The 25657-nt window shown below is 60.4% G+C and carries 26 protein-coding genes, 2 tRNA genes and 1 pseudogene; 10 read left to right on the top strand and 19 right to left on the bottom strand.

Annotated features, from left to right (window positions below):
• Positions 1-24: 24 nt before the first annotated feature.
• Positions 25-120: pseudogene (locus AC1Q9F_RS14660) on the top strand (helix-turn-helix domain-containing protein); the annotation flags it as partial.
• Between the two features lie 130 nt (positions 121-250).
• Here AC1Q9F_RS14660 and AC1Q9F_RS14655 read toward each other — a convergent pair.
• The 7 genes from AC1Q9F_RS14655 to AC1Q9F_RS14625 form a co-directional block, all read right to left on the bottom strand.
• Positions 251-326: transfer RNA gene (locus tag AC1Q9F_RS14655), tRNA-Thr, on the bottom strand.
• Positions 327-402: 76 nt separating this feature from the next.
• Entirely contained in the window at positions 403-1218 is an 816-nt protein-coding gene (locus AC1Q9F_RS14650; RefSeq protein WP_492620040.1) for an FkbM family methyltransferase, read from the bottom strand.
• Positions 1219-1562: 344 nt separating this feature from the next.
• Positions 1563-2798 (bottom strand): methyltransferase, encoded by a 1236-nt coding sequence (locus AC1Q9F_RS14645; protein WP_492620041.1) that lies wholly within the window; start codon positions 2796-2798, stop codon positions 1563-1565.
• Positions 2779-3468 carry an ABC transporter permease gene (locus AC1Q9F_RS14640; RefSeq protein ID WP_007952568.1) on the bottom strand — a complete coding sequence of 230 codons (690 nt, stop codon included), beginning with the start codon at positions 3466-3468 and terminating at the stop codon, positions 2779-2781. Before AC1Q9F_RS14640 ends, AC1Q9F_RS14645 begins: the two co-directional genes overlap by 20 nt.
• Positions 3465-4160: an ABC transporter permease gene (locus AC1Q9F_RS14635; RefSeq protein ID WP_007952567.1), complete on the bottom strand. Its 696-nt coding sequence runs from the start codon at positions 4158-4160 to the stop codon at positions 3465-3467. The genes AC1Q9F_RS14640 and AC1Q9F_RS14635 overlap by 4 nt, the downstream gene beginning before the upstream one ends.
• Before the next feature lie 78 nt (positions 4161-4238).
• The gene (locus AC1Q9F_RS14630) at positions 4239-4988 is read right to left on the bottom strand and encodes an ABC transporter substrate-binding protein (RefSeq protein WP_492620042.1); all 750 of its coding nucleotides are present in this window, start codon (positions 4986-4988) and stop codon (positions 4239-4241) included.
• Between the two features lie 13 nt (positions 4989-5001).
• The gene (locus AC1Q9F_RS14625; RefSeq protein ID WP_007897462.1) at positions 5002-5775 is read right to left on the bottom strand and encodes an ABC transporter ATP-binding protein; all 774 of its coding nucleotides are present in this window, start codon (positions 5773-5775) and stop codon (positions 5002-5004) included.
• A 552-nt stretch (positions 5776-6327) separates the two neighbouring features.
• Between AC1Q9F_RS14625 and gabP the strand changes: the two genes are divergently transcribed.
• Positions 6328-7719: a GABA permease gene (gene gabP / locus AC1Q9F_RS14620; protein ID WP_492620043.1), complete on the top strand. Its 1392-nt coding sequence runs from the start codon at positions 6328-6330 to the stop codon at positions 7717-7719.
• Between the two features lie 70 nt (positions 7720-7789).
• Here gabP and AC1Q9F_RS14615 read toward each other — a convergent pair whose 3' ends face one another.
• Genes AC1Q9F_RS14615 through AC1Q9F_RS14605 form a run of 3 tightly spaced genes read right to left on the bottom strand, consistent with a single transcriptional unit; the run spans position 7790 to position 9636 of the window.
• Positions 7790-8242 carry a hypothetical protein gene (locus tag AC1Q9F_RS14615; protein ID WP_492620044.1) on the bottom strand — a complete coding sequence of 151 codons (453 nt, stop codon included), beginning with the start codon at positions 8240-8242 and terminating at the stop codon, positions 7790-7792.
• Between the two features lie 6 nt (positions 8243-8248).
• Positions 8249-8662: a hypothetical protein gene (locus AC1Q9F_RS14610; RefSeq protein WP_096821942.1), complete on the bottom strand. Its 414-nt coding sequence runs from the start codon at positions 8660-8662 to the stop codon at positions 8249-8251.
• A 20-nt stretch (positions 8663-8682) separates the two neighbouring features.
• Complete coding sequence (locus tag AC1Q9F_RS14605) at positions 8683-9636, bottom strand: alpha/beta hydrolase family protein (RefSeq protein WP_492620045.1); 954 nt, start codon at positions 9634-9636, stop codon at positions 8683-8685.
• A 266-nt stretch (positions 9637-9902) separates the two neighbouring features.
• Here AC1Q9F_RS14605 and AC1Q9F_RS14600 point away from each other — a divergent pair, with 266 nt between their 5' ends.
• Entirely contained in the window at positions 9903-10352 is a 450-nt protein-coding gene (locus AC1Q9F_RS14600) for a carboxypeptidase regulatory-like domain-containing protein (protein ID WP_207984754.1), read from the top strand.
• Here AC1Q9F_RS14600 and AC1Q9F_RS14595 read toward each other — a convergent pair.
• The 5 genes from AC1Q9F_RS14595 to AC1Q9F_RS14575 form a co-directional block, all read right to left on the bottom strand.
• Positions 10349-10687: a hypothetical protein gene (locus tag AC1Q9F_RS14595; protein WP_492620046.1), complete on the bottom strand. Its 339-nt coding sequence runs from the start codon at positions 10685-10687 to the stop codon at positions 10349-10351. The two genes, AC1Q9F_RS14600 and AC1Q9F_RS14595, sit on opposite strands and share 4 nt — an antisense overlap.
• Before the next feature lie 136 nt (positions 10688-10823).
• A tRNA-Phe gene (locus tag AC1Q9F_RS14590) sits at positions 10824-10899 on the bottom strand.
• A 104-nt stretch (positions 10900-11003) separates the two neighbouring features.
• Positions 11004-11276: an oxidative damage protection protein gene (locus AC1Q9F_RS14585; RefSeq protein WP_007952551.1), complete on the bottom strand. Its 273-nt coding sequence runs from the start codon at positions 11274-11276 to the stop codon at positions 11004-11006.
• Positions 11273-12340 (bottom strand): A/G-specific adenine glycosylase, encoded by a 1068-nt coding sequence (gene mutY, locus AC1Q9F_RS14580; protein ID WP_492620047.1) that lies wholly within the window; start codon positions 12338-12340, stop codon positions 11273-11275. Before mutY ends, AC1Q9F_RS14585 begins: the two co-directional genes overlap by 4 nt.
• Positions 12337-14562, bottom strand: a complete 2226-nt coding sequence (locus AC1Q9F_RS14575; protein WP_492620048.1) for an AsmA family protein — start codon at positions 14560-14562, stop codon at positions 12337-12339. The genes mutY and AC1Q9F_RS14575 overlap by 4 nt, the downstream gene beginning before the upstream one ends.
• Positions 14563-14917: 355 nt before the next feature.
• Here AC1Q9F_RS14575 and AC1Q9F_RS14570 point away from each other — a divergent pair, with 355 nt between their 5' ends.
• The 7 genes from AC1Q9F_RS14570 to AC1Q9F_RS14540 all read left to right on the top strand — a co-directional run bounded on the left by AC1Q9F_RS14570 (position 14918) and on the right by AC1Q9F_RS14540 (position 20759).
• Entirely contained in the window at positions 14918-16582 is a 1665-nt protein-coding gene (locus AC1Q9F_RS14570; protein ID WP_115076218.1) for an OFA family MFS transporter, read from the top strand.
• Positions 16583-16874: 292 nt separating this feature from the next.
• Complete coding sequence (hisB, locus tag AC1Q9F_RS14565) at positions 16875-17468, top strand: imidazoleglycerol-phosphate dehydratase HisB (protein WP_007952547.1); 594 nt, start codon at positions 16875-16877, stop codon at positions 17466-17468.
• Positions 17468-18106 carry an imidazole glycerol phosphate synthase subunit HisH gene (hisH, locus tag AC1Q9F_RS14560; protein WP_192563169.1) on the top strand — a complete coding sequence of 213 codons (639 nt, stop codon included), beginning with the start codon at positions 17468-17470 and terminating at the stop codon, positions 18104-18106. Before hisB ends, hisH begins: the two co-directional genes overlap by 1 nt.
• Positions 18107-18367, top strand: coding sequence for a DUF2164 domain-containing protein (locus AC1Q9F_RS14555; protein ID WP_011332018.1), 261 nt, complete (start codon positions 18107-18109; stop codon positions 18365-18367). It begins immediately after the preceding gene.
• A 42-nt stretch (positions 18368-18409) separates the two neighbouring features.
• Positions 18410-19147 carry a 1-(5-phosphoribosyl)-5-[(5-phosphoribosylamino)methylideneamino]imidazole-4-carboxamide isomerase gene (hisA, locus tag AC1Q9F_RS14550; RefSeq protein ID WP_003220753.1) on the top strand — a complete coding sequence of 246 codons (738 nt, stop codon included), beginning with the start codon at positions 18410-18412 and terminating at the stop codon, positions 19145-19147.
• Between the two features lie 9 nt (positions 19148-19156).
• The gene (gene hisF, locus AC1Q9F_RS14545) at positions 19157-19927 is read left to right on the top strand and encodes an imidazole glycerol phosphate synthase subunit HisF (protein WP_007897430.1); all 771 of its coding nucleotides are present in this window, start codon (positions 19157-19159) and stop codon (positions 19925-19927) included.
• Positions 19928-20003: 76 nt separating this feature from the next.
• Complete coding sequence (locus tag AC1Q9F_RS14540; RefSeq protein WP_492620049.1) at positions 20004-20759, top strand: substrate-binding periplasmic protein; 756 nt, start codon at positions 20004-20006, stop codon at positions 20757-20759.
• On the opposite strand, the gene AC1Q9F_RS14535 is transcribed toward AC1Q9F_RS14540, so the two are convergent.
• From AC1Q9F_RS14535 to AC1Q9F_RS14520, 4 genes are all read right to left on the bottom strand, one after another.
• On the bottom strand, positions 20740-22086 hold the full coding sequence (locus AC1Q9F_RS14535) for a Vps62-related protein (protein WP_492620050.1): 1347 nt from the start codon (positions 22084-22086) through the stop codon (positions 20740-20742). The genes AC1Q9F_RS14540 and AC1Q9F_RS14535 overlap by 20 nt on opposite strands.
• 111 nt (positions 22087-22197) lie before the next feature.
• A complete protein-coding gene (locus AC1Q9F_RS14530; protein WP_492620051.1) occupies positions 22198-22974 on the bottom strand; it encodes a divergent polysaccharide deacetylase family protein in 777 nt (258 codons plus the stop codon).
• Between the two features lie 2 nt (positions 22975-22976).
• Positions 22977-24296, bottom strand: coding sequence for a S41 family peptidase (locus tag AC1Q9F_RS14525; RefSeq protein ID WP_007952532.1), 1320 nt, complete (start codon positions 24294-24296; stop codon positions 22977-22979).
• 31 nt (positions 24297-24327) lie between these two features.
• Complete coding sequence (locus tag AC1Q9F_RS14520; RefSeq protein WP_115076224.1) at positions 24328-25614, bottom strand: murein hydrolase activator EnvC family protein; 1287 nt, start codon at positions 25612-25614, stop codon at positions 24328-24330.
• Between the last annotated feature and the right edge of the window lie 43 nt (positions 25615-25657).

Below are 25657 nucleotides of genomic sequence, written 5' to 3'. Positions count from 1 at the left end.
GCAGCGATGCGAGGGCTTTTTTGTGGGCGGCGTTTTATCGAGCCGACAGGCGCGGCACAGACTCTATTGCTTGTCGCGAGTCAGCATCCGGAAGCATTGCGGGATTTGCAGCCAGCCTGAGGTGAAATCGTCTACGGATTGTTCCGACTAGAAACTGGCAACACGGTTGCCGATGATCGGAATGTGGACGAAATGTGGACACTCCAGAAACAACAAAGCCCCTGCATTTCTGCAGGGGCTTCGTTTTGTATGGTGCCGGCACCAGGAATCGAACCCGGGACCTACTGATTACAAGTCAGTTGCTCTACCATCTGAGCTATACCGGCGTGTGGGCGACGATTATAGCGACTCGGGTGTTTCTGTAAACCCCTGAATTCAGACTATTTTTGCGCCCTCTGCGAATCACGCCCGGCGCAGGGCGTTGCGCAGTTTTTGTACGGTGCGCCAGGCGCGGCTGTTTTGCATGGCACGCAACTGGGCTTCGGCTTGTTCGGCGCGCTGCAGGGCGGTTTCCAGTGCCGGGTTTACCGGGTGGGCGAGGTTGTGGCCTTTGCACAGCTGGAAGTTGTCGAGGTTGCACGGTGGCAGGTCGAACGCGGGTTTGAGGCCGATGTGTTCGTTGGCCAGGAAGAAGCTGTTGAGGCCGTCGAACAGGACGTTGGTGTAGCCGGCCTCGGTCACCAGGTGTTCCCAGGTATGGTCGCGCTCCCATGGGGTTTCGATGAGGATGATCCATGGGCGGAAGCGGCTGAAATTCATGCCGCGCAGGACGGTTTCTTCGTGGCCCTCGACGTCGATTTTGAGGAAGTGGATCGGCCGCTCGGCGGCGTGTTCTTCGCAGATCGAGGTCAGTGTGCGTGCGTTGACGGTGAGGCTTTGCACGTCCATGCCGAGGTTTTTGCGTTCTTGTGCAACGACCGGGTCAGCGGTGGACAGGCCGGTGTCGGGAATGCCGTAGAAGGTCAGTTCGCCCGGCTGGTCGCTGGCCACGCATTGCAGCGTGGTGTCACGGGGGCGATGCTGGCGGAGTGCGTCGTGGTAGTTCTGCATCGGTTCGACATTGATGCCTTGCCAGCCGCGATCGTAAAAGGCCTTGGTGACCGAGTCGTGGATCGGGTCATTGGCTCCGACGTCGATATAAAAACCGTTTTCAAAATACTGCAGGGCGCGCCAAAGGCGAACGTCCTCGAAATTCTGTGCGTAAGAAATGAACGTCACGGTCGCTTCCTGTCGGTCAGATTTTTCTTGTTCGGGCGTGCGCTACCTGCACGGCGTAGGTCTGTATAGCAAGGGCGGATGGCAGGCGCAATTGCCCGTTCGCGGCGTCCGCGATTCGGCGGTTATGTCCTTTTGGTCGAGGGCTTATGCACAACAGGCTCTGAAGAGGGCGCGCTTAGGCAGGTTTTTGTGGACGGGTTCTCATTTGAGTCGCAAATCCCTGTTTTGCCGGTTTTTTATTTATGTGAACAAAAAATGAACAGCGCTGTTAATGGCCTGAAACAGCCGTGGATATTGGATCCACGAGAAATCCATCAACAGAGTTATCCACAGGCTGTGAAAGATTAAACGCGTTCGGCCAGCAACAGGAAATTGCGCGGTGTGAGCGGCGCCTCGCAGAAGGTGCCGAGGCGTACGATGTATCCCTGTTCGGTGAGGAAAAGTGCCCGATCAAGATTCAGCCAAAGCTCCAGCGGCCGTCGGAACAGTCCGCGCAGCAATTCCAGGTTGCGAACTTCGGCCAATCGCTGCCAACCGGCGGTTTCCAGTGCTAGCCAATCTGGCGAGCCGATTGTGGATAACTCTTTCAGCGCCGCCAGGTCGCGGCAGTAATCGGCGAACGGTTTGTCCAGCCAGGCGCTCGGCAGCGACGGCGTCGGCAGGTATTCGTCGGTGCCGCGTACCTGCCTTTGCAGAAGATCGAAAGCGAGGCGGCGGGCCATGGAGGTGTCACGTTGACATCGGACACGTGCACCGGCGGTGACGGTTTCGCTCATTGGCAGTGAAAGATCTTCCAGCGAGAGCTGTAGGTCTGATCGCGAACCTGCGGAGGACAACGCCTGATATTCAGTGCGACTGATCCGGTTGTAGCAGCACGGGGCGATCGCCAATTGTCGGCAGCCAGCGGCGGAGGCCAGTTGCATCAATCGAACATGCAGATCGCCACAAGCATGCAAGGCGACAGGCGTGTGCTCGGCGTTCAGCAATAGAGCGGTGTTCGCCGCGAGCACATCCTGCTCCACATGCAGCGCATGCAGGTGATGCCGCTGACTCAACGCCTGACCGCTGGCAACCAGCGCCGGGTCATATTCCAGGCAGGTGAGTTGCTGATCAGCGCCGAGCAGACGCCGACCCAAATGCCCTTTGCCCGAACACCAATCCAGCCAGTGCTTCGGTTGCGAGGCAAACGACAAGCGGCTGGCGAAGGCCTCGATCTGCTGCCATTTGCGCCCCGGCACATCGACATTCAGACGATGCCCGGCGGCTTCCAGCGAATGCGCAGGCAGTTCACCGACCGAACTCAACTCAAGCGACAGCGCCGCCAATGAAGCAAAAGGCTCCGGCGCATCCAAAAGTTCGGCTGGGTTGTTGTGGGCGTTTTCCGCATCTTCCAGCGACCGCCCGCGTAGCCACGAGGCCAGTTCCGGGTAGGATGCTTCCCATGGCACCTGCAGATGTGTGAATGGGCGGGGCTTCCACAGCGCCTGATGGGCTGTAAGAAATATATCCAGTGACGTGAAACGGGCGAGTAGGGCCTCACCCGTCAGCACGTCGGAAGAATCAGCGCCCCTGGCACGCATCGACGCGCAGCCAGCGTTCCAGCAGCTTGAAGCCGCGAACCAGCACGTAGGCCATCACCAGATAGAACACGCCGGCTGCGAAGAAGATCTCCACCGGCAAGTAAGTGCGGGCAATGATCGTGCGCGCCATCCCGGTCAGTTCCAGCAAGGTCACGGTGCTGGCCAGGGCGCTGGCCTTGAGCATCAGGATCACTTCGTTGCTGTAGGCCGGCAGGCCGATACGCGCGGCACGCGGCAGGATGATGTAGAACAGCGCTTTCGGTCGGGACATGCCCAGCGCCCGCGCCGCTTCGATTTCACCCGGCGGAATCGCCTGAATCGCGCCGCGCAGGATTTCGGCGATGTACGCCGCCGTGTGCAGGGTCATGGTCGCAGTGGCGCACCAGAACGGATCGCGCAGATATGGCCACATCGAACTGTTACGGACCGCGTCGAACTGCGCCAGGCCGTAATAGACCAGGAACAACTGAACCAGCAACGGCGTACCACGGAAAAAGAAGATGTAGGCGTAGGGCAAAGCGCGCACGTACCACAGCTTCGAAGAGCGGGCGATGCCCAGTGGAATCGCCAGCAGCAAACCGGCGATGACGGCGATGGCCACCAGCTCCAGGGTCAGCGTTGCGCCCTGAGCCAGTTTCGGCAGCCACTTGATGATGACTTCCCAATTCATTGAGCGCTCCTCGCGAAGCCGCGTGCGGCGCGTTTTTCCAGCAGGTGCATGCCGATCATCGCCAGCACGGTCAGGCACAGGTACATGAGCGCCGCCACCATATAGAAGGTGAATGGCTGCTTGGACACGGTCACGCCGATCTGCGCGTGGCGCATGATTTCTTCCAGGCCGATGACCGACACCAGCGCGGTGTCTTTCATCAGGATCATGAACAGGTTGCCCAGGCCGGGCAGGGCGATGCGCCACATCTGCGGCATGATCAGTCGGGTGAAGATCCGCCATTTCGACAGGCCCAGGGCCACGCCGGCCTCACGGTGGCCTTTGGGAATGGCGAGGATCGCGCCACGAAACACTTCCGTGGCATAAGCGCCGAAGCACAGACCCAGCGCGATGACGCCGGCGGCGAAGGCGCTGAGTTCCAGTTCGGGATTGCCGAGGAACTCACCGAGCGCGCGCATGGCGTTGACCGTACCGAAGTAGATCAATAGCACCCAGAGCAATTCCGGGACACCGCGCACCAGGGTTGAATAGGTTCCGCCAAGCCATTGCAACGGCTTGTACGGGGAAGTCTTGGCCAAGGCGCCGAGCAGACCGAGCACCAGCCCCAGGCACAGGGCCGAGAGTGCCAGTTTGACGGTCATCAGCGCGCCGGCGAAGAGCGCCGGGCCGAATCCGTAGAGGTCGATAATCATGGATTTCTTTTCAAATCGCGGCAGGCAAGGCCGGGGATCGGCGCCGTCATGTAACGGCGCCGATCCGGCAGGTCAGAATCAGTAGATGCTGAACGGGAAGTACTTGTCGTTGATCTTCTTGTAGGTACCGTCGGCAACGATTTCCTTCAGCGCGGCGTTCAGCTTCTCGCGGATCGGGTCGCCTTTACGTACAGCGATACCGATCTTGTCGCTTTCTTCCACCGGATCGCCCTTGAATTCATAGGCTTTGCCGGCGTCGCTTTTCAGCCACTCGTAGTTGACGTATTTGTCGGCGAGGATGCCGTCCAGACGACCGGAAGTCAGGTCGAGGTAGGCGTTTTCCTGGGTGTCGTACAGCTTGACGGTGATGTCGTCACCGAAGTTGTCTTCCAGGAAGGTGCCGGCCAGGGTCGCACGCTGGGCGCCGATCACCTTGCCTTTCAGCGCAGCCTTGTCGGTTTTGAAGTCGACGTTTTTCGGCGCGATGAATTGCAGCTTGTTGGAGTAGTACGGGTCGGTGAAGTCCACCGCTTGCTTGCGCTCGTCGGTGATCGACATCGAAGAGATCAGGAAGTCGAACTTCTTGGCGTTCAGGGCCGGGATGATGCCGTCCCAGTCCGAGGTGACTACGGAGCATTCAACTTTCATCTTGGCGCACAGGGCGTCGCCGACGTCTTTGTCGAAGCCGACGACGTTGCCGCTGGCGTCTTTGTTATTGAACGGCGGGTAAGCCGCTTCGATGCCCATCTTCAGGGTCTCGGCCATGGCACCGGCGCTGAACGCGAGGGTGACGGCGGCGGCCAGGAAGACCTTTTTGTAGTTCTGCATGCGGGTAGCTCCGTTAGCGGTTGCTGGACATGAATTGTTTGCAGCGCGCCGAAAGCGGGTTTTCGAACACCTGCTGTGGCGATCCTTGCTCTTCTACCAGGCCCTGGTGGAGGAACACCACTTCGCTGGAGACCTGACGGGCGAAGCCCATTTCATGGGTCACGAGCAACATGGTGCGGCCTTCTTCGGCCAATGCGCGGATGACATTAAGTACTTCCTGGACCATTTCCGGGTCAAGGGCGGAGGTGGGCTCGTCGAACAGGATCACCTTGGGCTGCATCGCCAGCGTACGGGCAATCGCCGCGCGCTGTTGCTGGCCGCCGGACAGTTGCGCCGGATACGCGTGGCGCTTGTCGGCGATGCCGACCTTGGCCAGCAGCGCTTCGGCGACTTCGATGGCTTCGGCCTTGCTCTGGCCGAGCACGCGACGCGGGGCTTCGATGATGTTGTCGAGCACGCTCATGTGCGGCCACAGATTAAAGTTTTGAAACACAAAACCAATCTCGGAGCGCAGGCGATTGATCTGCTTGCCGTCGGCGGCAACCAGTTCGCCATTCTTGGCGGCCTTGAGCTTGAGTTCTTCCCCGGCGACCAGGATCTGGCCTTGATGCGGGTTTTCCAACAGGTTGATGCAACGCAGGAACGTGGACTTGCCGGAACCGGAGGAACCCAGGATCGAGATCACATCGCCGTCGCGGGCGGTCAGCGAGATGCCTTTGAGCACCTCAAGCTGTCCGTAGCGTTTGTGCAAGTTGCGGATTTCAAGCGCGGGCGTGGCCTCAGCCATGTGCGTTCCTCATATATGTTGCGCTCCTGCTGTTGGTTGGCCTTCCTGGCGAGGCGGCCAAGCTAGCATAGCGTTTCAATGGCAGCCAACAGCGCTACGAGCGGTAAACGGATGGCGTGTGGCAGGTTGTCGCATCGGCGCAGCAGACTGTCGCCCCATCAACAACCGAACGGGTGTTTGAACGTGGATTCCCGTGGGTGTCGCGTAAAAAAAGGCGCGATGTTGCCACCTTTGGCGGGGTGTTGGAAGCGCTAACCGGCCGAACGTTCCTCATTCGCCCTTTTATTGTGCATCCCGTACTTTTTCAGTGTGTTTCTGGTGCGCTGATTCGTTTAGAAAGTGGGTCGCAGGGTAACGCTTTGGCGAAAGGCCAGTATTCTCAAGGACTTGCGATGACTGTCCGGTCGCGCTGAAAACCGCAGGCCAGAAGAGTTTGAAACATTTTGGCGCAATTATTGCGTGCAGAATCTGGAACGCCCCGTTGGTTTCTTTTTACGAGAAGGAAAACCAGACGGGACGGACTGAATCGCTTTCCTCGCAAAGGTAGTTTCAATGAGCAGTACCCAAAGCTCCAATGGCCTCGAACAGGGGCTCAAACCGCGTCATGTGACCATGCTGTCGATCGCCGGGGTGATCGGTGCAGGTCTGTTCGTAGGCTCCGGCCACGCCATCGCCGCTGCCGGTCCCGCTGTTCTGCTGGCTTACGCCGCTGCTGGCGCGCTGGTTGTGCTGGTGATGCGCATGCTCGGCGAAATGGCTGTCGCCTCGCCTGACACTGGCTCGTTCTCGACTTACGCCGACCGCGCTATCGGTCACTGGGCCGGTTTCACCATCGGCTGGCTGTATTGGTGGTTCTGGGTTTTGGTGATTCCGCTGGAAGCCAACGCCGCCGCAACCATCCTGCACGCGTGGTTCCCGGGTCTGGATATCTGGGCCTTCGCGCTGATCATCACCATGCTGCTGACGGTGACCAACCTGTTCAGCGTGAAAAACTACGGTGAGTTCGAATTCTGGTTCGCCCTGCTCAAAGTCGTGGCGATCATCGGTTTCATCATCCTCGGCGTCGCAGCCATTTTCGGCTTCCTGCCGAACAGCCAGGTCAGCGGCGTGTCGCACATCTTCGACACCCAAGGCTTCCTGCCAAACGGCATGGGTGCTGTGTTGGGCGCAATCCTGACCACCATGTTCTCCTTCATGGGTACCGAGATCGTGACCATCGCGGCCGCGGAATCGAAGAACCCGGGCAAACAGATCTCCAAGGCCACCAACTCGGTGATCTGGCGGATCGGCCTGTTCTACCTCGTTTCAATCTTCATCGTTGTGGCCCTGGTGCCATGGAACGACCCGGTTCTGGCCAGCCTCGGCTCCTACCAGACTGTGCTTGAGCGCATGGGCATCCCGAACGCCAAGATGATCGTCGATATTGTGGTTCTGGTTGCTGTGACCAGCTGCCTGAACTCGGCGCTGTACACCTCTTCGCGCATGCTGTTCTCCCTCGGCAAGCGCGGCGATGCTCCGGCCATGGCGACCCGCACCAACAAGAGCGGCACGCCTTACTGGGCGGTGATGCTGTCCACCGGTGCGGCATTCCTGTGCACCTTCGCCAACTACGTGGCCCCGGCTGCGGTGTTCGAGTTCCTGCTGGCCAGCTCCGGCGCTATCGCGCTGCTGGTGTACCTGGTGATCGCGATTTCGCAACTGCGCATGCGTAAACAACGCATGGCTCGCGGCGAGAAAATCGTCTTCAGCATGTGGCTGTTCCCAGGCCTGACCTACGCGGTGATCGTGTTTATCGTGGCCGCCCTGACCATCATGCTGTTCCAGGACGCCCACCGCGTGGAAATCCTCGCGACCGGCCTGCTGAGTCTGGTGGTGGTGGCGACAGGTCTGTTGGTAGCTCGCCGTCGCAAGGCGGAAAACCGTGGTGCGGCGGTTCTGAACTGATCCGTAACGCGTAAAGCAAAACGGCCGCTGTCAGTGATGACAAGCGGCCGTTTTTGTTACTGAGCGGGGTTTATTCGCTCTTCTCTTCCGGCGCATCCAGCGACTGGCCGTAGCTGTCCAGCGCAATCCCGAAATCAGTGATGAACTGCGGTTCGCTCAGCCAGGCCTGGGCGGTCTCGCGATCCATGCCGTCGGCCCACATGCGGTAGTCGATCAGCATGTCGGCGGCCAGGTGGGTGGCGGCCATGCCTTCGTTGTCGGCGTTTTCCATGTCCAGCAGTTCAGGATGATCAACGATGATGAACGCCAGCTCCCGCAGCAGCGTCAGCAGCATGTCGTTGCGGCTGACGGCTTCGGCCTCGCGCATCTTGCTGAACATCGCCAGGGTGTATTCCGGGATCGGCTCGGCCAGGTGACCGAGGTCATCGTCCTGGGCCAGAGGTTTGCGGCCGACCATGCGGATTTGCTTGGCTTTGGCCTTGGCGCGTTTGGCGCGTTTCTGCTGCTTGTTCAGGGATGCCATGGGAACTCAGTTTTTCTGTTGGGTTTGTGCGGCGATTGCGTCGGACGCGGCCACATAGTCTTTCTGGAAAGCAGGGGATTCGATCCAGGCCAGGGCGCCGGCTTCGTCGGTCTCGGTGGACCACTGGCGGTACTCGATCAGTGCGGCGAGGATGAAGTCCATCGCACCTTCTTCGCCTTCCTGCTCGTACACCAGCTCCAGCAACGGGTCTTCGAGGAACGCGGCGCACATGGCCTGCTGGCTGATCTTCTCGGCGTCGATCATTTTCTTGAACAGCTCGGTCAGGTCCACCGATTCGAAATCGATACGGTCGTCGTTCGGGTCCAGCTCGACTGGCGCTTCCGCACGTTTGGTGCGGTTCTGCTTGGCCTTGGTCTTGGCCCGGGCGGCGCGTTTTTGCTGCTTGTTGGCGGAAGCCATGGTGTGTGTTCCGTGGTGCGTTAAAGGGCTTGGCTGCGTGGGATTGTGCGCCCCGGCGTGTCGGAGGCCAATTCGCCGGTCTGCAGCCAGGTCAGAGCGATGGGCCATAGTGTGGCTTGGTATGCGCTGTGAAAAAAGGCGAAATGTCCGACTTGCTGTTCACCGATGTCCTGCGGCTCGATTCGCAGGTGGGTCTTTTGCGCGTTGTGGAAGTAAGCGAGCAGGCGTTCGATGGCGGGAATCGTGCCGTAGGGATCGTCACTGATGCTGATTGCCAAGGCTTTGGCCCGGACGTTGGCGAAGGGCAAGTCCGCCATGGTTCTACCGCTAGGGCGCCGCTCATAACGCGCGGCAGGCGTGCTCCAGTCGCGCACCACGCCGGCGGGCGTGTCTTCCAGCCAGCCAAGTCGTTTGCCCGGAAAATAGCCACAGAACAGTGTGACCAGCGGCATCAGCAGATGCCATTTGCCGAACATCCGCCAGCGATGCTCGGGTGTGTAATCGCGCCAGTAGGCGAACTGCGCGCCAACCGTCACCAGTCGTCGGATTATCTTCCCCGACGCCCCTAGGCCTGCTGCGCAGCCGCCGAAGCTGTGCCCGACCACATCGATCGGTTGACCAGGAAACTCCCGCTGTGCGCGTTTGAGCATCGCCTCGAAATCCAGCGCGCCCCAATCCGTCCACGAAGCCCGCAAATGCCTCATCGACTTCGGCCGCGATTCACCAATGCCCCGGTAGTCATAAATGATCACGTCGAAGCCGTTGGCGAACAGATACGCCGCGAAGCGCGAGTAGTGGCGGCAGCGCACGGACGTAGCGGCGTTGATGACTACCACTGGGCGTTGTGGATCCGGTGAGGCGTGACGCCAGGTGAAACCGCCGAGCAGATAGCCGTCGGCGGCGGGCTCGTGGAAGGGCTCGCTTTCAATGTCGGATGCTTGGCCAAGTGGAGGTGGCGCACTTTGTAGGTTCATGGATTTCGAGCCTGGCTAGGACGGGTCGAGAATGAACTTCACTCGGGATGTAACGCAATGACTTGGTATGCAGTGCGTACCGGATTGACGGTTCGATTAGGCGGGTCGCCAATCCGTGACGCAGTGCGTCACGAATTGGCTGGAAGATACCTCTGTAGTCCTTTTTGCATTCGAGGCAACTCCCAATCGTTCTAAAACCCAACCTGCAAGACAAAATCTAAAAAGAGGTAACGATTGGGTTCCGCGAGAGCCCGGGAGTCGTCCTCATGAAACGCGTTCTTTCATTCGTGCTGCCCGTCGCCGCTGCGGCGGTGCTGCTGTTTCCGATCATGGCGCAGGCTGCGAGTCTGGAGCCGGTCGACAGTTCTGCTGTGCAGGTTCAGCAGCAAGAGCAAAACGGTGTTCGTTATCTGGCCGGCGGGATTGGTGAAGATGAGTCGAAAGCCATTCAGCAATCCGCGGGCTACAACCTGCACATGACGTTTGCCGTTGGCATGCAGAACCAATACACCGCCGATGTCGACGTGATGATTCAGAAAGCCCCCGGCCAGACTGTGCTGACGCTGAATCAGACCGGGCCATTGGTGTACGTGCAGTTGCCGCCCGGCAAATACACGGTCGTCGCGACCCGCAATGGCGAAACGCGCCGGGATGCGGCGGAAATTGGCGGCGGCGCCGCGCGCAATCTGGTGTTCCACTGGAATGACAACAGCTAGCGTCGCCGACGGTCACGCCCGGGTGGCGTGACCGTCGCGGTGCGCCCCATCCAGATCAGTAGCCAGGCTGCGCTCGCCAGGAAGAGTGCAAAGATGCAGTGCGAGGCAGCGGTGAACCAGAAGTCGAAGGAGTGTTCGGCCTGTGAATACACGGCGAAGTGTTTCCCTCGCGCCATGTTGCTGATGCGCCCCTGAATCAGACCGTTCACCGTTTCATAAGTGATCAGGCCGACGCAGAGGGTCAATACGATGCCGAGAGCGATCATCAGCCAGTCGGTGCGTTTTACGGGTGGCGCGGGGTGGGGCAGGGGAACGCGGGTTCTTTTCTGGTTCATCGCGGGGATGACCCTCTTCCGTAAGGGTTGAGCAACGTATCGCGAATTACGGCCTGCAAGAAGGGCGGGATCGGGCCGTCATCAAATCGCAGGCATAAAAAAACCCTGAATCTTGCGATTCAGGGTTTTCGGTATTTGGTGCCCAGAGACGGAATCGAACCGCCGACACGGGGATTTTCAATCCCCTGCTCTACCGACTGAGCTATCTGGGCAACGGGGCGCATTAAAAGGGTTTTTCGGATTTACGTCAACGACTTTTTTAAAATTTCTTAAATTAATTCCGTCGCTTACGATCCGACCCCCGATTTCGCGGGGTTTACTCTGCGGGCGGAACGTAGCCTTCGGCCTGAGCGTATTCCTCGCCGGAGAAGTACTTGTCCATTTCGCCCTGAAGAAATTTGCGGTCTTCGGCGTTCATCATGTTCAGGCGTTTTTCGTTGATCAGCAGGGTCTGGTGTTTCTGCCAGTCGGCCCAGGCCTTGGCCGAGACGTGTTCGAAAATGTCCTGGCCCTTGGCGCCCGGGTACGGTGGGCGCTCCAGACCTTCGAGTTGTTCTTTGTACTTGCGGCACATTACGGTGCGGGTCATGTCGACTCTCCTGCATTCAAGACGGCGGCCGCGCGTTCGAGCAAAGTCTTGACCGGGGCGGCGAGGCCCAGGCGCGGCGGGGTGGCGAGGTTATACCAGAGCCAGTCGGCCTCGGCCACGTGACCGCCGGCTTCCTGCACGTGAACCAGCCAGGGTTCGATGGACAGCTGGAAGTGGCTGAAGGTGTGGACAAGGCTTGGCAGCGCCTGCTGCTCGCCCAGTTCCAGCGCGTGCTGCGCGGCGAGGTGTTGCAGGTCGTCGAGATCGTCGAGTTCCGGCAGGCTCCACAAACCACCCCACAATCCGCTGGACGGGCGGCGATAAAGCAGAATCGCGCCATCCTCGTTGGCCAGCAGCGGCATCAGCGTGCGTTTCTGCGGGATGGCCTTGCGCGGCTTGGGGATCGGGTAACGCGTCTCCAGGCCGAGCATGTGCGCTTCGCAGCCTTTTTCCAGCGGACACAGCAGGCAGCTCGGCTTGCTGCGGGTGCAGAGCGTGGCGCCCAGATCCATCATCGCCTGGGTGTAGGCGTTGACCCGATCCTGCGGTGTGAAGCGCTCGGCGTTGGCCCACAGCTGCTTTGCGACCTTCGGCTCGCCGGGGTAGCCCTCCTGCGCGGTAAAGCGCGCCAGCACCCGTTTGACGTTGCCGTCGAGGATTGGCGCGCGCAGGCCCATGCTGATGCTGGCGATCGCGCCGGCAGTCGACAGGCCGATGCCCGGCAAATCCGTGAGCTTCTCGACATCGCGCGGAAACTCGCCACCGTACTGGCTGACGACGATCTTCGCGGTCTTCTGCAAATTGCGCGCGCGGGTGTAGTAACCCAGCCCCGTCCACAGGTGCAGCACTTCGTCCTCCGGCGCTTCGGCCAGGGCTTCGACCGTCGGCAGCGCGGCCATGAACCGGTCGAAGTAATTGAGCACGGTGCTGACCTGAGTCTGCTGCAACATGATCTCGGACACCCACACCCGATACGGGTTGATGTTCTGTTGCCAGGGCAAATCATGGCGGCCGTGGCGGTCGAACCATTCCAGCACCGCCGTGGAAAACTGCTCCGCTCTCATCGCTTGAACAGCCCCTTCAATGCGTTTTTCAGTTCCGGGCTGACTTTGTCACCCAGTTTCTCGTCGATTTTTTCGCTGATCTTGTCGCCGGCCAGTTTGGTCGCGACCTGGCCCATGCGTTCGTTGTCCACGCGGCAGGCCTTGGCGCCCAGTTCCAGCGGGCCGCGGCAACGCAGCGGCCATTCGATGCCGACGAATTTGTCACCTACCTGGCAGGCCGGGTCCGGCATGGCGCTGGTGTCGCCTTCGACGATGATGCCGACGCGATAGTCCATGCCCAGCACCTTGAGGTCGATATCGCCGTCACCGTTGACGCTCATGCCGGGGATGCGCACTTTCAGGTCCGGGTTGCTGGCCACGCCGTTGCGGAAGGTCAGGTTGCCCTTGAGTTCCTGGAACGGAGTGTCCTTGCCGCGCGGCTCGCCGCTCAGGGATTTGCGGTTGAGGGTGGCGATGCCTTTGCACAGTTGCTGTTCAAGGTTGGCGTTGAGCAGCACGCCATTGTTGATCACGAAACTGGCGTTGCCGTTGAGGGTTTCAATCAGCGCCTGCTGGCTGTTGCCGCTGCCGGTGACGGTGCTGGTGAGATTGACCAGACCCTTGACCGGCGGATTCTTGCCCTGGCTTTCGAGGATTTTCTCTACCGGCACGCGGTTGATCCGGGTTTGCAGGTTCAGCACTGGCGCGGTCTGGCGTACATCCAGCGTGCCCTTGGCTTCGAAGTCGCCGTTGTACAGCTCGCCGCGCAGGTTCTCCAGGGTCAGCAGGCCGCCCTGACCGGTGGCTTTCAACGCAGCGTTCTGGATCGGCAGCTTGTCGAGGGTCAACTGGCCGAAGGTCAGGTCGGCGTTCACGTCGAGCTTGCTCAGGCGTTCGACAGGGAACAGGCGCTCGGTGCTCCAGGCGCTTTTGCTCGGTTTTTCCGGCAGTGGTGTGCTGCCGGCCCCGGCCATCGCATCGGCCTCGGTGCTGGCGACTTCGGCCTGACGGACCTGGGTGGCGTTGTTGGCTTTTTCCGATTTCGGCGTTAGGTAACGGTCGACGTTGAAGGTGTCGGCCTTGAGGGTCGCCCGCAGCGATTGCTTGGCGAAATCTTCGACGGCGATGCGGCCGCTGAAGCTGCTGTCGTCGAGTTTCAGGTTAATGTTGTCCAGCGCCACGCTGGTCGGCGTCGCGGCGACACGGCTGACCAGTTCAACCTTGCTCAGGCTGCCTTCGGCCATGGCCGGCAAGGTCTGGCCGATGCTGTCGACGAACTTCGCCAGATCGAACTGGGCGATGGAAATCCCGCCGGTGATCTGTGGCGTCTTGTCCAGGTCGTTGGCCTTCAGTTCGCCCAACGCACGCAGCTGATTGACCGAGAGCTTGATGCCGGTCCATTCGGCGACGTTGGCGGCCTTGTCCAGCAGCAGTTGGCCTTGGGCGGCGAAGGTCACGGTCTTGCCTTGCAGCGGATCGCCGGCGACTTCGCCGGACAGCTTCAGGTCTTCGAACTTGTAGCGTTGCAGGGCGCGCTCGAAGCGCAGCTCGCCGTTGAGCTCGGTGCGCACCCGCAGCACTGGCTGGTTGGTGCCGAGGAACGCGGTGGCTTTGACCGGAATATTGGTCGAGTCGTGAACAGCTCCGGTGCTCAGCTGGATGCTTTCGGCGCTGAATTGCTTGCCGGTCAACTCGTCGTTGTATTCCACGCGGGCGTTGTTGACGGTTAGGCTGTCGATGTCGAGGCGGATCGGCTGGGCCGGTTTTTCCGGTTGTGCAGGGGCCTCGGGAGTGGTTTCGGCTGTGGTGGTCGGCGCCGGATTGCTACCGGCCTTGGGCGGCACCTTGCCGATGTCTTCCCAGTTGCCATGCCCGTTCTTGTCACGGTTCAGGCGCAGGTTCAGACCTTCGACGCGCACGTCGCTCATCTGCACTTCGCGGCGCAGCAGCGGCAGCACGCGCACGGACAGGCCGAGCATCTGCAGGTCGGCGAACGGTTCGGCAGGCTTTGCCAGGGTCGCGACGCTGGCCTCGTGCAGTTCCAGGCCGAGCCACGGGAACAGGCTCCAGCCGATGTCGCCATTGAGCGTCAGCTCGATGTGGGCCTTGTCGCGGGCTATCTGGCGGATCTCGTCTTTGTAGTCGTTGGGATCAAACAGGTGGGTCAGGGCGAAGCCCGCCGCCACAATGATCAGCAACAGCCCGAGAAGTACCAGACCCAGGATTTTGCCGAACGCTTTCATGGGCGAGTCCTTGTAAGTAGTCGAATTCGTAATTTAGCCGGGGAGTATAGCGCTGCATCACCCCGCGCTGTTGCGGTGTCCCGTGCAGCCTGCTGAACCGTGATGTACAGCGCTTCGACAACGATCGGCATCGGGGTTCCCCGGCGGCAGGAGATCAGATGACTCAAAAAAGGTGATATCAGTTTGGTTTTTCTGTCACGTGCAAATGGTAACCTTCGCCCGTTCGTCCGCCCATCTGCGACTTAACGTCGCGCTTTCAAGGAGCTTCACCCGCAAAAAACGGTCATGCCTGCGTGCATAAAGGCCGGGGGTGAGCAGTGGCTGGCGAACCATACTAATAATTGGGGGATACACAATGAGCACGACCATTACGGCGGACGGCCTCAAAGCCGATCAGCCCGGGTTCCTGTCCAAGGAACGCATCATCGCCAAACCCGGTTTCAACCGTTGGCTGGTTCCGCCGGCCGCTCTGGCCATTCACCTGTGCATCGGCATGGCCTACGGCTTCTCGGTGTTCTGGTTGCCGCTGTCCAAGGCGCTGGGCGTAACCGCTCCGGTGGCTTGCGCACCGGACATGAGCTTCATCGCACAAGTCTTCTCGTCGCAATGCGACTGGCCGATCTCCATGCTCGGCTGGATCTACACCCTGTTCTTCATCTTCCTCGGCTGCTCGGCAGCGATCTGGGGTGGCTGGCTTGAACACGCAGGCCCACGCAAGGCCGGCGTTGTATCGGCACTGTGCTGGTGCGGCGGTCTGCTGATTTCCGCACTGGGTATCTATACCCACCAGATCTGGCTGATGTGGATCGGCTCCGGCGTGATCGGCGGTATCGGTCTGGGCCTGGGCTACATCTCGCCGGTCTCGACCCTGATCAAGTGGTTCCCGGACAAGCGCGGCATGGCGACCGGCATGGCGATCATGGGCTTCGGCGGTGGCGCGATGGTTGGTGCTCCGCTGGCAACCGCACTGATGAGCCATTTCGCTTCGCCGACTGGCGTGGGCGTGTGGCAGAGCTTCGTGGCCATGGCCGCGATCTACTTCGTGTTCATGATCGGTGGCGCCTTGGCCTACCGCGTGCCGCCAACCGGCTGGAAGCCTGAAGGCTGGACCGCGCCGGCGAAGAAAGCGTCGAACGCGATGATCACCCACCGTCACGTTCACGTGAATGTGGCGTGGAAAACCCCGCAATTCCGTCTGGTGTGGCTGGTGCTGTGCCTGAACGTGTCTGCCGGTATCGGCATCCTCGGCATGGCTTCGCCATTGTTGCAGGAAGTGTTCGGCGGCAAGCTGCTGGGCAATGATCTGCCGTTCGGTCAACTGGACGCCGGTCAACTGGCTTCCATCGCTGCCATTGCGGCCGGCTTCACCGGTCTGCTGAGCCTGTTCAACATCGGCGGTCGTTTCTTCTGGGCGTCGTTCTCGGACTACCTGGGCCGCAAGAACACTTACTTCGTGTTCTTCGCACTGGGTTTTGCGCTGTACGCACTGATCCCGAACCTCGGTCACCTGGGCAACGTTGCGCTGTTCGTGGCGGCGTTCTGCATCATCCTGTCGATGTACGGCGGTGGTTTCGCGACTGTTCCAGCATATCTGGCCGACCTGTTCGGTACGCAGATGGTGGGCGCGATCCACGGTCGTCTGCTGACTGCCTGGGCCGCTGCTGGCGTGCTGGGTCCGGTGCTGGTGAACTACCTGCGTGAGTATCAGTTGAGCATCGGCGTCGAACGCGCCGCCGCTTACGACATCACCCTGTACATCCTCGCCGGCCTGCTGGTGCTGGGTTTCCTGTGCAACCTGCTGGTGCGCCCGGTGGCCGACAAGTACTTCATGACCGACGCCGAACTGGCTGCCGAACAGGCGCTGGGCCACGACAAGGGTGCTGACGCCAGCACCGTGCTGGAGTGGAAAGCCGCGCCGGGCAGCAAGCCATTGGCGATCGCTGCATGGCTGGTGGTGGGGATTCCGTTAGCGTGGGGTGTGTGGGTGACCCTGCAGAAGACGGCAGTTCTGTTCCACTAAGAAGCTGAAGTTGCCGCCCTGATATCTCAGGCCGGCACCAACACCTGTGGGAGCGAGCTTGCTCGCGAAGAGGGGAGATCGGTCGACATCGCTGTCGGCTGAACCATCTCTTTCGCGAGCAAGCTCGCTCCCACATTTGTTTTCAGGCTGCCTGTAATGGCTTGTATGGACATGTCTACCCGCGACAGTCGGGACTTCTATCCGTCTGCCATATCACCTCTCGTGTTTCTGTTTCGGCCCCGCGCCCCTATAATGGCTGCCTTTTTCGCCCAATGATTTTGCGGAGCTGGTGATGGCCGAACGTAAGGCGTCTGTCGAGCGCGACACTCTGGAAACCCAGATCAAAGCCTCGATCAACCTTGATGGCACCGGAAAGGCCCGATTCAATATCGGTGTTCCTTTTCTTGAGCACATGCTGGATCAGATCGCCCGTCACGGGTTGATCGACCTGGATATCGAATGCAAGGGCGATCTGCATATCGACGACCACCATACCGTGGAAGACGTCGGTATCACCCTCGGCCAGGCCTTCGCGCAAGCCATCGGCGACAAGAAAGGCATCCGTCGCTACGGCCACGCCTACGTGCCGCTCGATGAAGCGCTGTCGCGCGTGGTGATCGACTTCTCCGGCCGCCCAGGCCTGCAGATGCACGTGCCGTACACCCGCGCCACCGTTGGCGGCTTCGACGTCGACCTGTTCCAGGAATTCTTCCAGGGCTTCGTCAACCACGCGCTGGTCAGCCTGCACATCGACAACCTGCGCGGCACCAACACCCACCACCAGATCGAAACCGTGTTCAAGGCTTTCGGCCGCGCGCTGCGCATGGCCGTCGAGCTGGATGACCGCATGGCCGGCCAGATGCCTTCGACCAAGGGCGTTCTGTAATGCAGACGGTTGCAGTTATCGATTACGGCATGGGCAACCTGCACTCGGTGGCCAAGGCCCTCGAGCACGTCGGTGCCGGCAAGGTGCTGATCACCAGCGACGCGGCAGTGATCCGCGAAGCCGACCGTGTGGTTTTCCCCGGCGTTGGCGCAATTCGCGATTGCATGGCGGAGATCCGTCGCCTCGGTTTCGATTCGCTGGTGCGTGAAGTCAGCCAGGATCGTCCGTTCCTCGGCATCTGTGTCGGCATGCAAGCCTTGCTCGACACGAGCGAAGAGAACGACGGCGTCGACTGCATCGGCCTGTTCCCGGGCGCGGTGAAGTTCTTCGGCAAAGACCTGCATGAAGACGGCGAGCACCTGAAAGTCCCGCACATGGGCTGGAACGAAGTGAAGCAGGCGGTGGATCACCCGCTGTGGCACAACATTCCGGATCTGGCGCGTTTCTACTTCGTGCACAGCTACTACATCGCCGCCGGTAATCCGCGTCAGGTGGTCGGCAGCGGTCATTACGGCGTCGATTTCGCCGCAGCGCTGGCCGAAGGTTCGCGTTTCGCCGTGCAGTTCCACCCGGAGAAAAGCCATACCCATGGCCTGCAATTGCTACAGAACTTCGCGGCATGGGACGGTCGCTGGTAAATGGCCGTCAAGAAATCCAAGCCGCCGATCCTGACCCTCACTCCCGAGCAGGAGAGCGAGGCCAACCGCAAGATTCAGCGGTTCATGGAGGATCGTTTCGAACTGGACCTGGGTTCGTTCGAGGCGGCGGAAATTCTTGAGCTGTTTACCCGCGAAATTGCTCCGCACTATTACAACAGGGCGATTTTCGATGTGCAGACCCACCTCAAGGAGCGGTTTGAAAGCATCGAAAGCGACCTGTGGGCGCTCGAGAAAAACTGATTTCCGAGCCAAGCTGAACATTCAAATTTGAAGGTTTGCCAGATGCTGATTATTCCCGCTATCGATCTTAAAGACGGTGCCTGCGTACGTCTGCGCCAGGGCCGCATGGAAGATTCCACAGTGTTCTCCGATGACCCGGTGAGCATGGCTGCCAAGTGGGTGGAGGGCGGTTGCCGCCGTCTGCATCTGGTCGACCTGAACGGCGCTTTCGAAGGCCAGCCGGTCAACGGCGAAGTGGTGACCGCGATCGCCAAGCGCTACCCGACCCTGCCGATCCAGATCGGCGGCGGCATCCGTTCGCTGGAAACCATCGAGCACTACGTCAAGGCGGGCGTCAGCTATGTGATCATCGGCACCAAAGCGGTGAAGGATCCGGCGTTTGTCGCTGAGGCCTGCCGCGCGTTCCCGGGCAAGATCATCGTCGGCCTCGATGCCAAAGACGGTTTTGTCGCCACCGATGGCTGGGCTGAAATCAGCACCGTGCAGGTCATCGACCTGGCCAAACAGTTCGAAGCTGACGGCGTGTCCTCGATCGTTTATACCGACATCGCCAAAGACGGCATGATGCAGGGCTGCAACGTTCCGTTTACCGCTGCGCTGGCTGCTGCCACGAAGATCCCGGTGATCGCTTCCGGCGGCATTCACAACCTGGGTGACATCAAGTCGCTGCTCGACGCCAAGGCACCGGGCATCATCGGCGCGATCACCGGCCGGGCGATCTACGAAGGCACTCTCGACGTCGCCGAAGCGCAAGCTTTCTGCGACTCGTACCAAGGCTGAGGACTGACCATGGCGCTGGCCAAACGCATCATCCCTTGCCTGGACGTGGACAACGGCCGGGTCGTCAAAGGTGTGAAGTTCGAGAACATCCGTGACGCCGGCGACCCGGTGGAAATCGCCCGTCGCTACGACGAGCAGGGTGCCGACGAGATTACCTTTCTCGACATCACCGCCAGCGTCGATGGGCGCGACACCACGCTGCATACCGTCGAGCGCATGGCCAGCCAGGTGTTCATCCCGCTGACCGTCGGCGGTGGCGTGCGTACCGTGCAGGACATCCGCAACCTGCTCAACGCCGGTGCTGACAAGGTGTCGATCAACACCGCTGCCGTGTTCAATCCGGAATTCGTCGGCGAAGCAGCGCAGCATTTCGGCTCGCAATGCATCGTCGTCGCCATCGACGCGAAGAAGGTTTCGGGCCCGGGCGAAACCCCGCGCTGGGAAATCTTCACCCACGGCGGTCGCAAGCCGACCGGCCTCGACGCGGTCGAGTGGGCGAAGAAAATGGAAGGCCTGGGTGCCGGTGAAATCCTCCTGACCAGCATGGATCAGGACGGCATGAAAAACGGCTTCGACCTCGGCGTGACCCGCGCCATCAGCGATGCGCTGGGCATTCCGGTGATCGCTTCCGGCGGCGTCGGCAACCTGCAGCATCTGGCGGATGGCATCCTTGAAGGCCACGCCAGCGCAGTACTGGCGGCGAGTATTTTCCACTTCGGCGAATACACCGTTCAGGAAGCCAAGGCCTACATGGCCCATCGCGGCATCGTAATGCGTTAAACATCCATACAGGCCAGTGGACAGCATGGCGTACCCAAGGCACTCTTGGGCACGCCATGGATTTCGGTAGCCCGACATGATCAAACGCCTGCTTCTCGCCCTCGCCAGTGCCTCCGTGTTGTTGATCAACACCGCCCACGCCGAAGAAAGTCCCGACACCGATCTGGTGCTCCTCACCGAAAACTTCCCGCCGTACAACATGGCGAAGAACGGCAAGAATTTCGCCCAGGACGAAAACATCAACGGCATCGCCACGGACATCGTGCGCGAGATGTTCAAGCGTGCCGGCATCACTTACAGCCTGACCCTGCGCTTCCCATGGGAGCGGGTCTACAAGCTGGCGCTGGAGAATCCCGGATACGGTGCGTTTGTCATGGCACGCCTGCCGGATCGCGAAAAGCTCTTCAAGTGGGTTGGCCCGATCGGGCCGGACGACTGGGTCATGCTGGCCAAGGCCGACAGCAAGATCACTCTCGAAACCCTCAATGATGCGCGCAAGTACAAGATCGGCGCCTACAAGGGCGATGCGATTGCCGAGACGTTGACCAAGCAGGGTCTGAAGCCGGTGGTGGTGCTGCGCGATCAGGACAACGCCAAAAAACTCGTCAGCGGCCAGATCGATCTGTGGGCCACCGGCGATCCTGCCGGCCGTTATCTGGCGCGGCAGGATGGCGTGACCGGGTTGAAAACCGTACTGCGCTTCAACAGCGCCGAGCTATATCTGGCACTGAACAAGGACGTGCCGGACGAAGCGGTTGCCAAGCTTCAAACCGCGCTCGATCAGATGCGCAAGGAAGGCGTGGTCGACGAGATCATGGGGCGGTATCTGTAGCTTCCGGCGATTCTGGTAACGTCGGCGGTTCCAGTTGTTCCGGCAGTGACGGGAGTGTCACCATGACGTCACTTGCGACTTCTGGCGGGTATTCGAGCCAGTGCAGGCTGTTCCTGTCGGAGTACCTGAAGTTGATGGCGGTTTCCGTTCGGTTATCCCGCCAGAGATCGTAGTTACTCTGCAGTTGATACAGCGCCATCATCTTGTGTTTCGTCACGTTGGCGGCGACCGCCACAATGTCAGGCGTGGTCCATCCACTGCTCGAAGTTCCGGTGTGGGTGAAGGTTTCGCCCAGCCTTGCCGAGAACTTTATCGGCCGCTCAATCGTTGAGTCGCTCGTTGGCCAAACCCCCGGGATCTGTATTGCGCTGATTTGGTTGAAGAGGCGCAGATCGCGGCGACGTAAAACCCTGGGTAATGTCCACTGAATCAGACTGTTCTTGTCAGTTGTGTTGTGGCTGGAGCCGATGAGCACATACTGGTCAGTCCTTTGCAGGTAGTAGTAGGGCGATTCCCGGAATCTTTTCAGTGCGGGCTGACCGTGATCCTCCACCGCAAACCAGGGCAGTTTGGCAATGTGGGTCGGTTGCGAGGGTTCCAACGGTTCCGGCGCTTCAAATCCTGACAGTTCCGGGAGTTCAGGCGCTGGATTGCTCTGTACCGCGATCTGCATTCGCAATGAATAGACTTCGGCGTCATCCACTGGGCTGTCGGGGTTGCCGGAGGCGATGAACGTGCCTGCTGCGAAGTTGATCGCCCCTGCATCGGCAGCCGGAGGATCGATGCTCCAGGTGCTGAAATACTGGCGGGAACGACCTCCCCGATCATTCCAGATCAACTCGGCGACGCTGGCCTCAATCACCAGATCTTCGCGCACACAACGTACCGAACTCAGTAAAGGCTTTTCGTGGTTGATGGAGCACACCGTTCCCAATGCGACATAACCTTCAGGCGCGATCGGTCGCCATAGCGTGCCCCCCGTCGGCGTCGAGGCTGCATCGCTCCAGATTTCTTCGAAATCATCCGGTGGACTGAGTGCATTTGTTTGCGCGGTTTCGCTGCTTGCGGCAGGGCCTTCGCGAACAACGGCCACGATTTTGCTGCCATTGATATTGTCGTTGCCGGAGATGGCGACGTCCCCGAGGGGGAAAAAACCAGGCAGCGAATCGGGGGAGGGTACCGGGCGCCAGAGCGCGCAAGGTGTCGATCCCGAACCGTTGCAGTTCCAGATCCGCTGGAATTCGGTGGTGAAGTTGATCAGCAGGTTATCGACCTGGATCGACTCCATCGGCCGGTCGGCCGTTGTTTCACTGTTTTCGCTGTTCATGGTCATTCCTGATAGTGAAGGCGACTCGTGGTCGCGACCTGTTGCAGGTCTCAATATCCGGAATTGGCCAAGGGGGCAGGCGGTAACTATTTATGGGTGTGTGACGGGGTGCTACCGGTAAATGCCGTTGTGGCCATGCGCGGCCGTGGCGCGATTGCTGCGCACACTGATCATCTGCTTGATGTCGATCCACTCGATGCCCTGCGCTTTCAACTTTGGCAGTTCACGCTCCAGCACCGCCAGAGTCTGTGGATAAGGGTGACCGATCATCACGGCCGAACCCTGCTTGTGCGCCAGGCTGATTGCCGTCTGCAATTGGGTCAGGATTGCCGCTTCTTCGCGCACGTCATCCAGAAACACATCCCGTGAAACGCTCGCCAGATCAATCTTCTGCGCTTGCTGCGCAGCGACGGTCTGGGCGCTGGTGCGGCTGTCGACGAAGAACTTGTGGCGGCGCTGCAACTCGGCCATCAACCACGCCATCGCCACTGGTTGTGCGGTCATGCGACTGCCCATGTGGTTGTTGATACCGGCGGTGTAGGGGACCATCTTGAACGCAGCGTTCAGGCGTTTTTCGAGTTCTTCGATGGGCAGCTCTGGATGCCAGGCGAACGGGCCGGTGGCCGGGTCCATCGGCATGTGCAGGATCACGACCTTGCCGGCACGATGGGCTTCGCGGGCAAATTCGGTGGCGTGCGGGGTGTCGGGCATGATGGCTGTGGTCACCGGCCCGGGGAGGGCCAGCACACGACGATCCCGGGGCAGGTTCTGCCCCAGGTCGTCGATGATCAGCGTCAGGTAGGCTTTTTGAGGTGTTGGTCTGGCAGGATCTGCGTGAGCAGCACCCGCCAGACAGCACAGCAGGACAAAGACGAAACGCAAAGACATCCTCAACGGCCGGACGTGATGCTCAGGCCTTTGAGCAGGCTCAGGGCCTGGGCCAGCTGGTAATCGTCATCCTGCGGCATCGCCTTGGCCTTGCCGCCGGAACCGGTCGGTTTGTCCGCGCCGCCGTTGCCGTTGCCCAGGTGACCTTGCAGATCGGCTTCCTTGAAGTAGTCGTTGTCCGCCTCGTTGGTGATCTTGGCACGGCGAACTTCGATGTCCGGGACGATGCCCTGGGCCTGGATCGAGCGGCCGTTCGGCGTGAAGTACAAAGCGGTGGTGATCTTCAGTGCGCGGTCGTTGTTCAGCGGCAGCACGGTCTGCACCGAGCCCTTGCCGAAACTGGTGGTGCCCATGACCACGGCGCGTTTCTGATCCTGCAGGGCGCCGGCGACGATTTCCGAGGCCGAGGCACTGCCACCGTTGATCAGCACAACCATTGGCACCGCTTCGCTTTCGTCCTTGCCGGTGGCGGAGAAGCGCAGTTCGGAATTGGCGATCCGGCCCTTGGTGTAGACAATCAGGCCTTTGGTGATGAAGTGGTCGACCACTTCCACCGCCGCCTGCAACACCCCACCCGGGTTATTGCGCAGGTCGAGGATGATGCCGTTGAGCTTCTTGCCGTTGTCCTTGCGCAGCTTGGCCAGCGCCTTGGAGACCTCTTCGCCGGTCTTGACTTGGAACTGGGTGATGCGGATCAGGCCATAACCCGATTCCAGCAGTTGCGCCTTGACGCTCTTCACCTGAATCACGGCGCGAGCGAGGGTCACGTCGAACGGCGTACCGCCGTCGCGCACCAGGGTCAGGGTGATTTTCTGGCCTATCTTGCCGCGCATCTTGTCCACGGCTTCGGTCATGGTCTGGCCGCGGGTCGGTGCGCCGTTGATCTTGACGATGAAGTCACCGGCCTGGATGCCGGCCTTCGATGCTGGCGTATCGTCAATCGGCGACACGACCTTGATGAAGCCGTCTTCGGCGCCGACTTCGATGCCCAGGCCGCCGAACTCACCGCTGGTGCTTTCCTGCAGCTCGGTGAAATCTTCAGGGCCGAGGTAGGCGGAGTGCGGATCGAGGTTGCTGAGCATGCCCTTGATCGCGTTTTCCAGCAGGGTCTTGTCGTCCACCGGCTCGACATAGGCGGCCTTGATCCGGTCCATGACCTCGGCAAAGGTACGCAGCTCTTCCAGCGGCAACGGCGCCTTGCTGGTGGCAGCGGTGCCTGCCGGAGCGACAGCCGGGGCCGGTTGAGCGGCAAACGCCAGAGGCGCGCCGATCACCAGGGCGATCGTCAGGGCCAGCGAGGTAAGACGGGACAAATGCAGCATGTCGAACGAACTCCTTAATTAGGCGGTGCGCTTATCCTTGCGCACGACACCATTGCGCCGGATCACTCGGGTGACCCTGCTGACGAATTGCGAAATACAGCGCTGGTGTGTCCTGGCCGCCACTGTTACCCACAGTGGAGATGGACTCACCGGCTTTAACCACGTCACCCGCCGACTTCAGTAGCGTCTGGTTGTGACCGTAAAGACTCAGAAAACCGTTGCCGTGATCGAGGATCACCAGCAGCCCGGCGCCACGCAACCAATCGGCAAACACCACACGCCCGCCGTGTACGGCATGCACCTGGCTGCCGGCGGAGGCGCTGATCATCACGCCGTCCCACTTGGTGCGGGCATCGTCGCCACGGGTTTCGCCGAAGCGTGCCAGCAGTCGACCATCAACCGGCCATGGAAGTTTTCCCCGACTTGACGCAAAAGGGCCACCGAAGGTCTCGCCGCCGCTGGAAACCAGGGCGCCGGGCGTCGATCTGACCGGTTTGCGTGGGGCGTCGGTGTTTTCCGCCTCGGCCTCACGCAAGCGCTTTTTTTCGGCTTCCTGCTGGGCGATGAGCGCTTTCTGCCGCGCTTCTTCTGCCTCACGAGCCTGGCGGGCCAGGGTTTCTTCAATGGTTTTAAGGACTTTAGACAGGTCTGCCTGATCCTGCTCGCGGGCGGCCAGTTTCTGGTCCCGGGCTTTCACGTCGTCATTGAGTTTGGCAAGGGCCTGCTGGCGCTCCTTGCGGACCTTGTCGAGCGCTTCGCGCTGAGTGTCGAGATCGCTTTGCTGTACCAGCAATTGCGCCTGCTGCAAGCCGATGTCCTTTTCGACATTGGCCAGTTGGCGCAGGGTTTCGTTGAAGCTTTTCAGCTGCTCCAGGCGAGCCTGGCTCAGGTAGTCGTAATAGGTGAGGGTGCGGGCGAATTTCTCGGGGTTCTGCTGGTTGAGCAGCAGCTTGAGGTATTCCTGGCGACCGTTCTGGTAGGCGGCGCGGGCCTGGATGGCGATCAGTCGCTGCTGTTCAGTGCGCGCGCTCTGGAGTTTTTTTTTCTCCGCATCGAGCCGCTGCAGCTCGGATTCGCTCTTCTTCAACTCTTTCTGCAGGGCTTCGACCTGTTTCTCGAGCTTGCCCATTTCGGTTTCGGTGCCCTTGAGCTCCTTTTGCACACCGGATTTTTCTTCCTGGAGCTTGCCCAGCAGTTTTTTCAGCTCGGCGATGTCCTGGCGCGTGGCGTCCAGTTGCTGTTGAGTTTGCGCGCGCTCATCCGCGAAGGCCGGTTGGAGCAGGCATGTCAGAGCGAGGGCGATCAGGACGCGAAGCATAGAGGCGGGCGGCACCAGGGTAAGGGACGGCCTAGTATGCCCG

The sequence above is a fragment of the Pseudomonas sp. GW823-FHT04A03 genome (assembly GCF_058796615.1).
The sequence above is the reverse complement of the archived record's forward strand: the minus strand, read 5'-3'. Positions and strand labels throughout refer to the sequence as shown.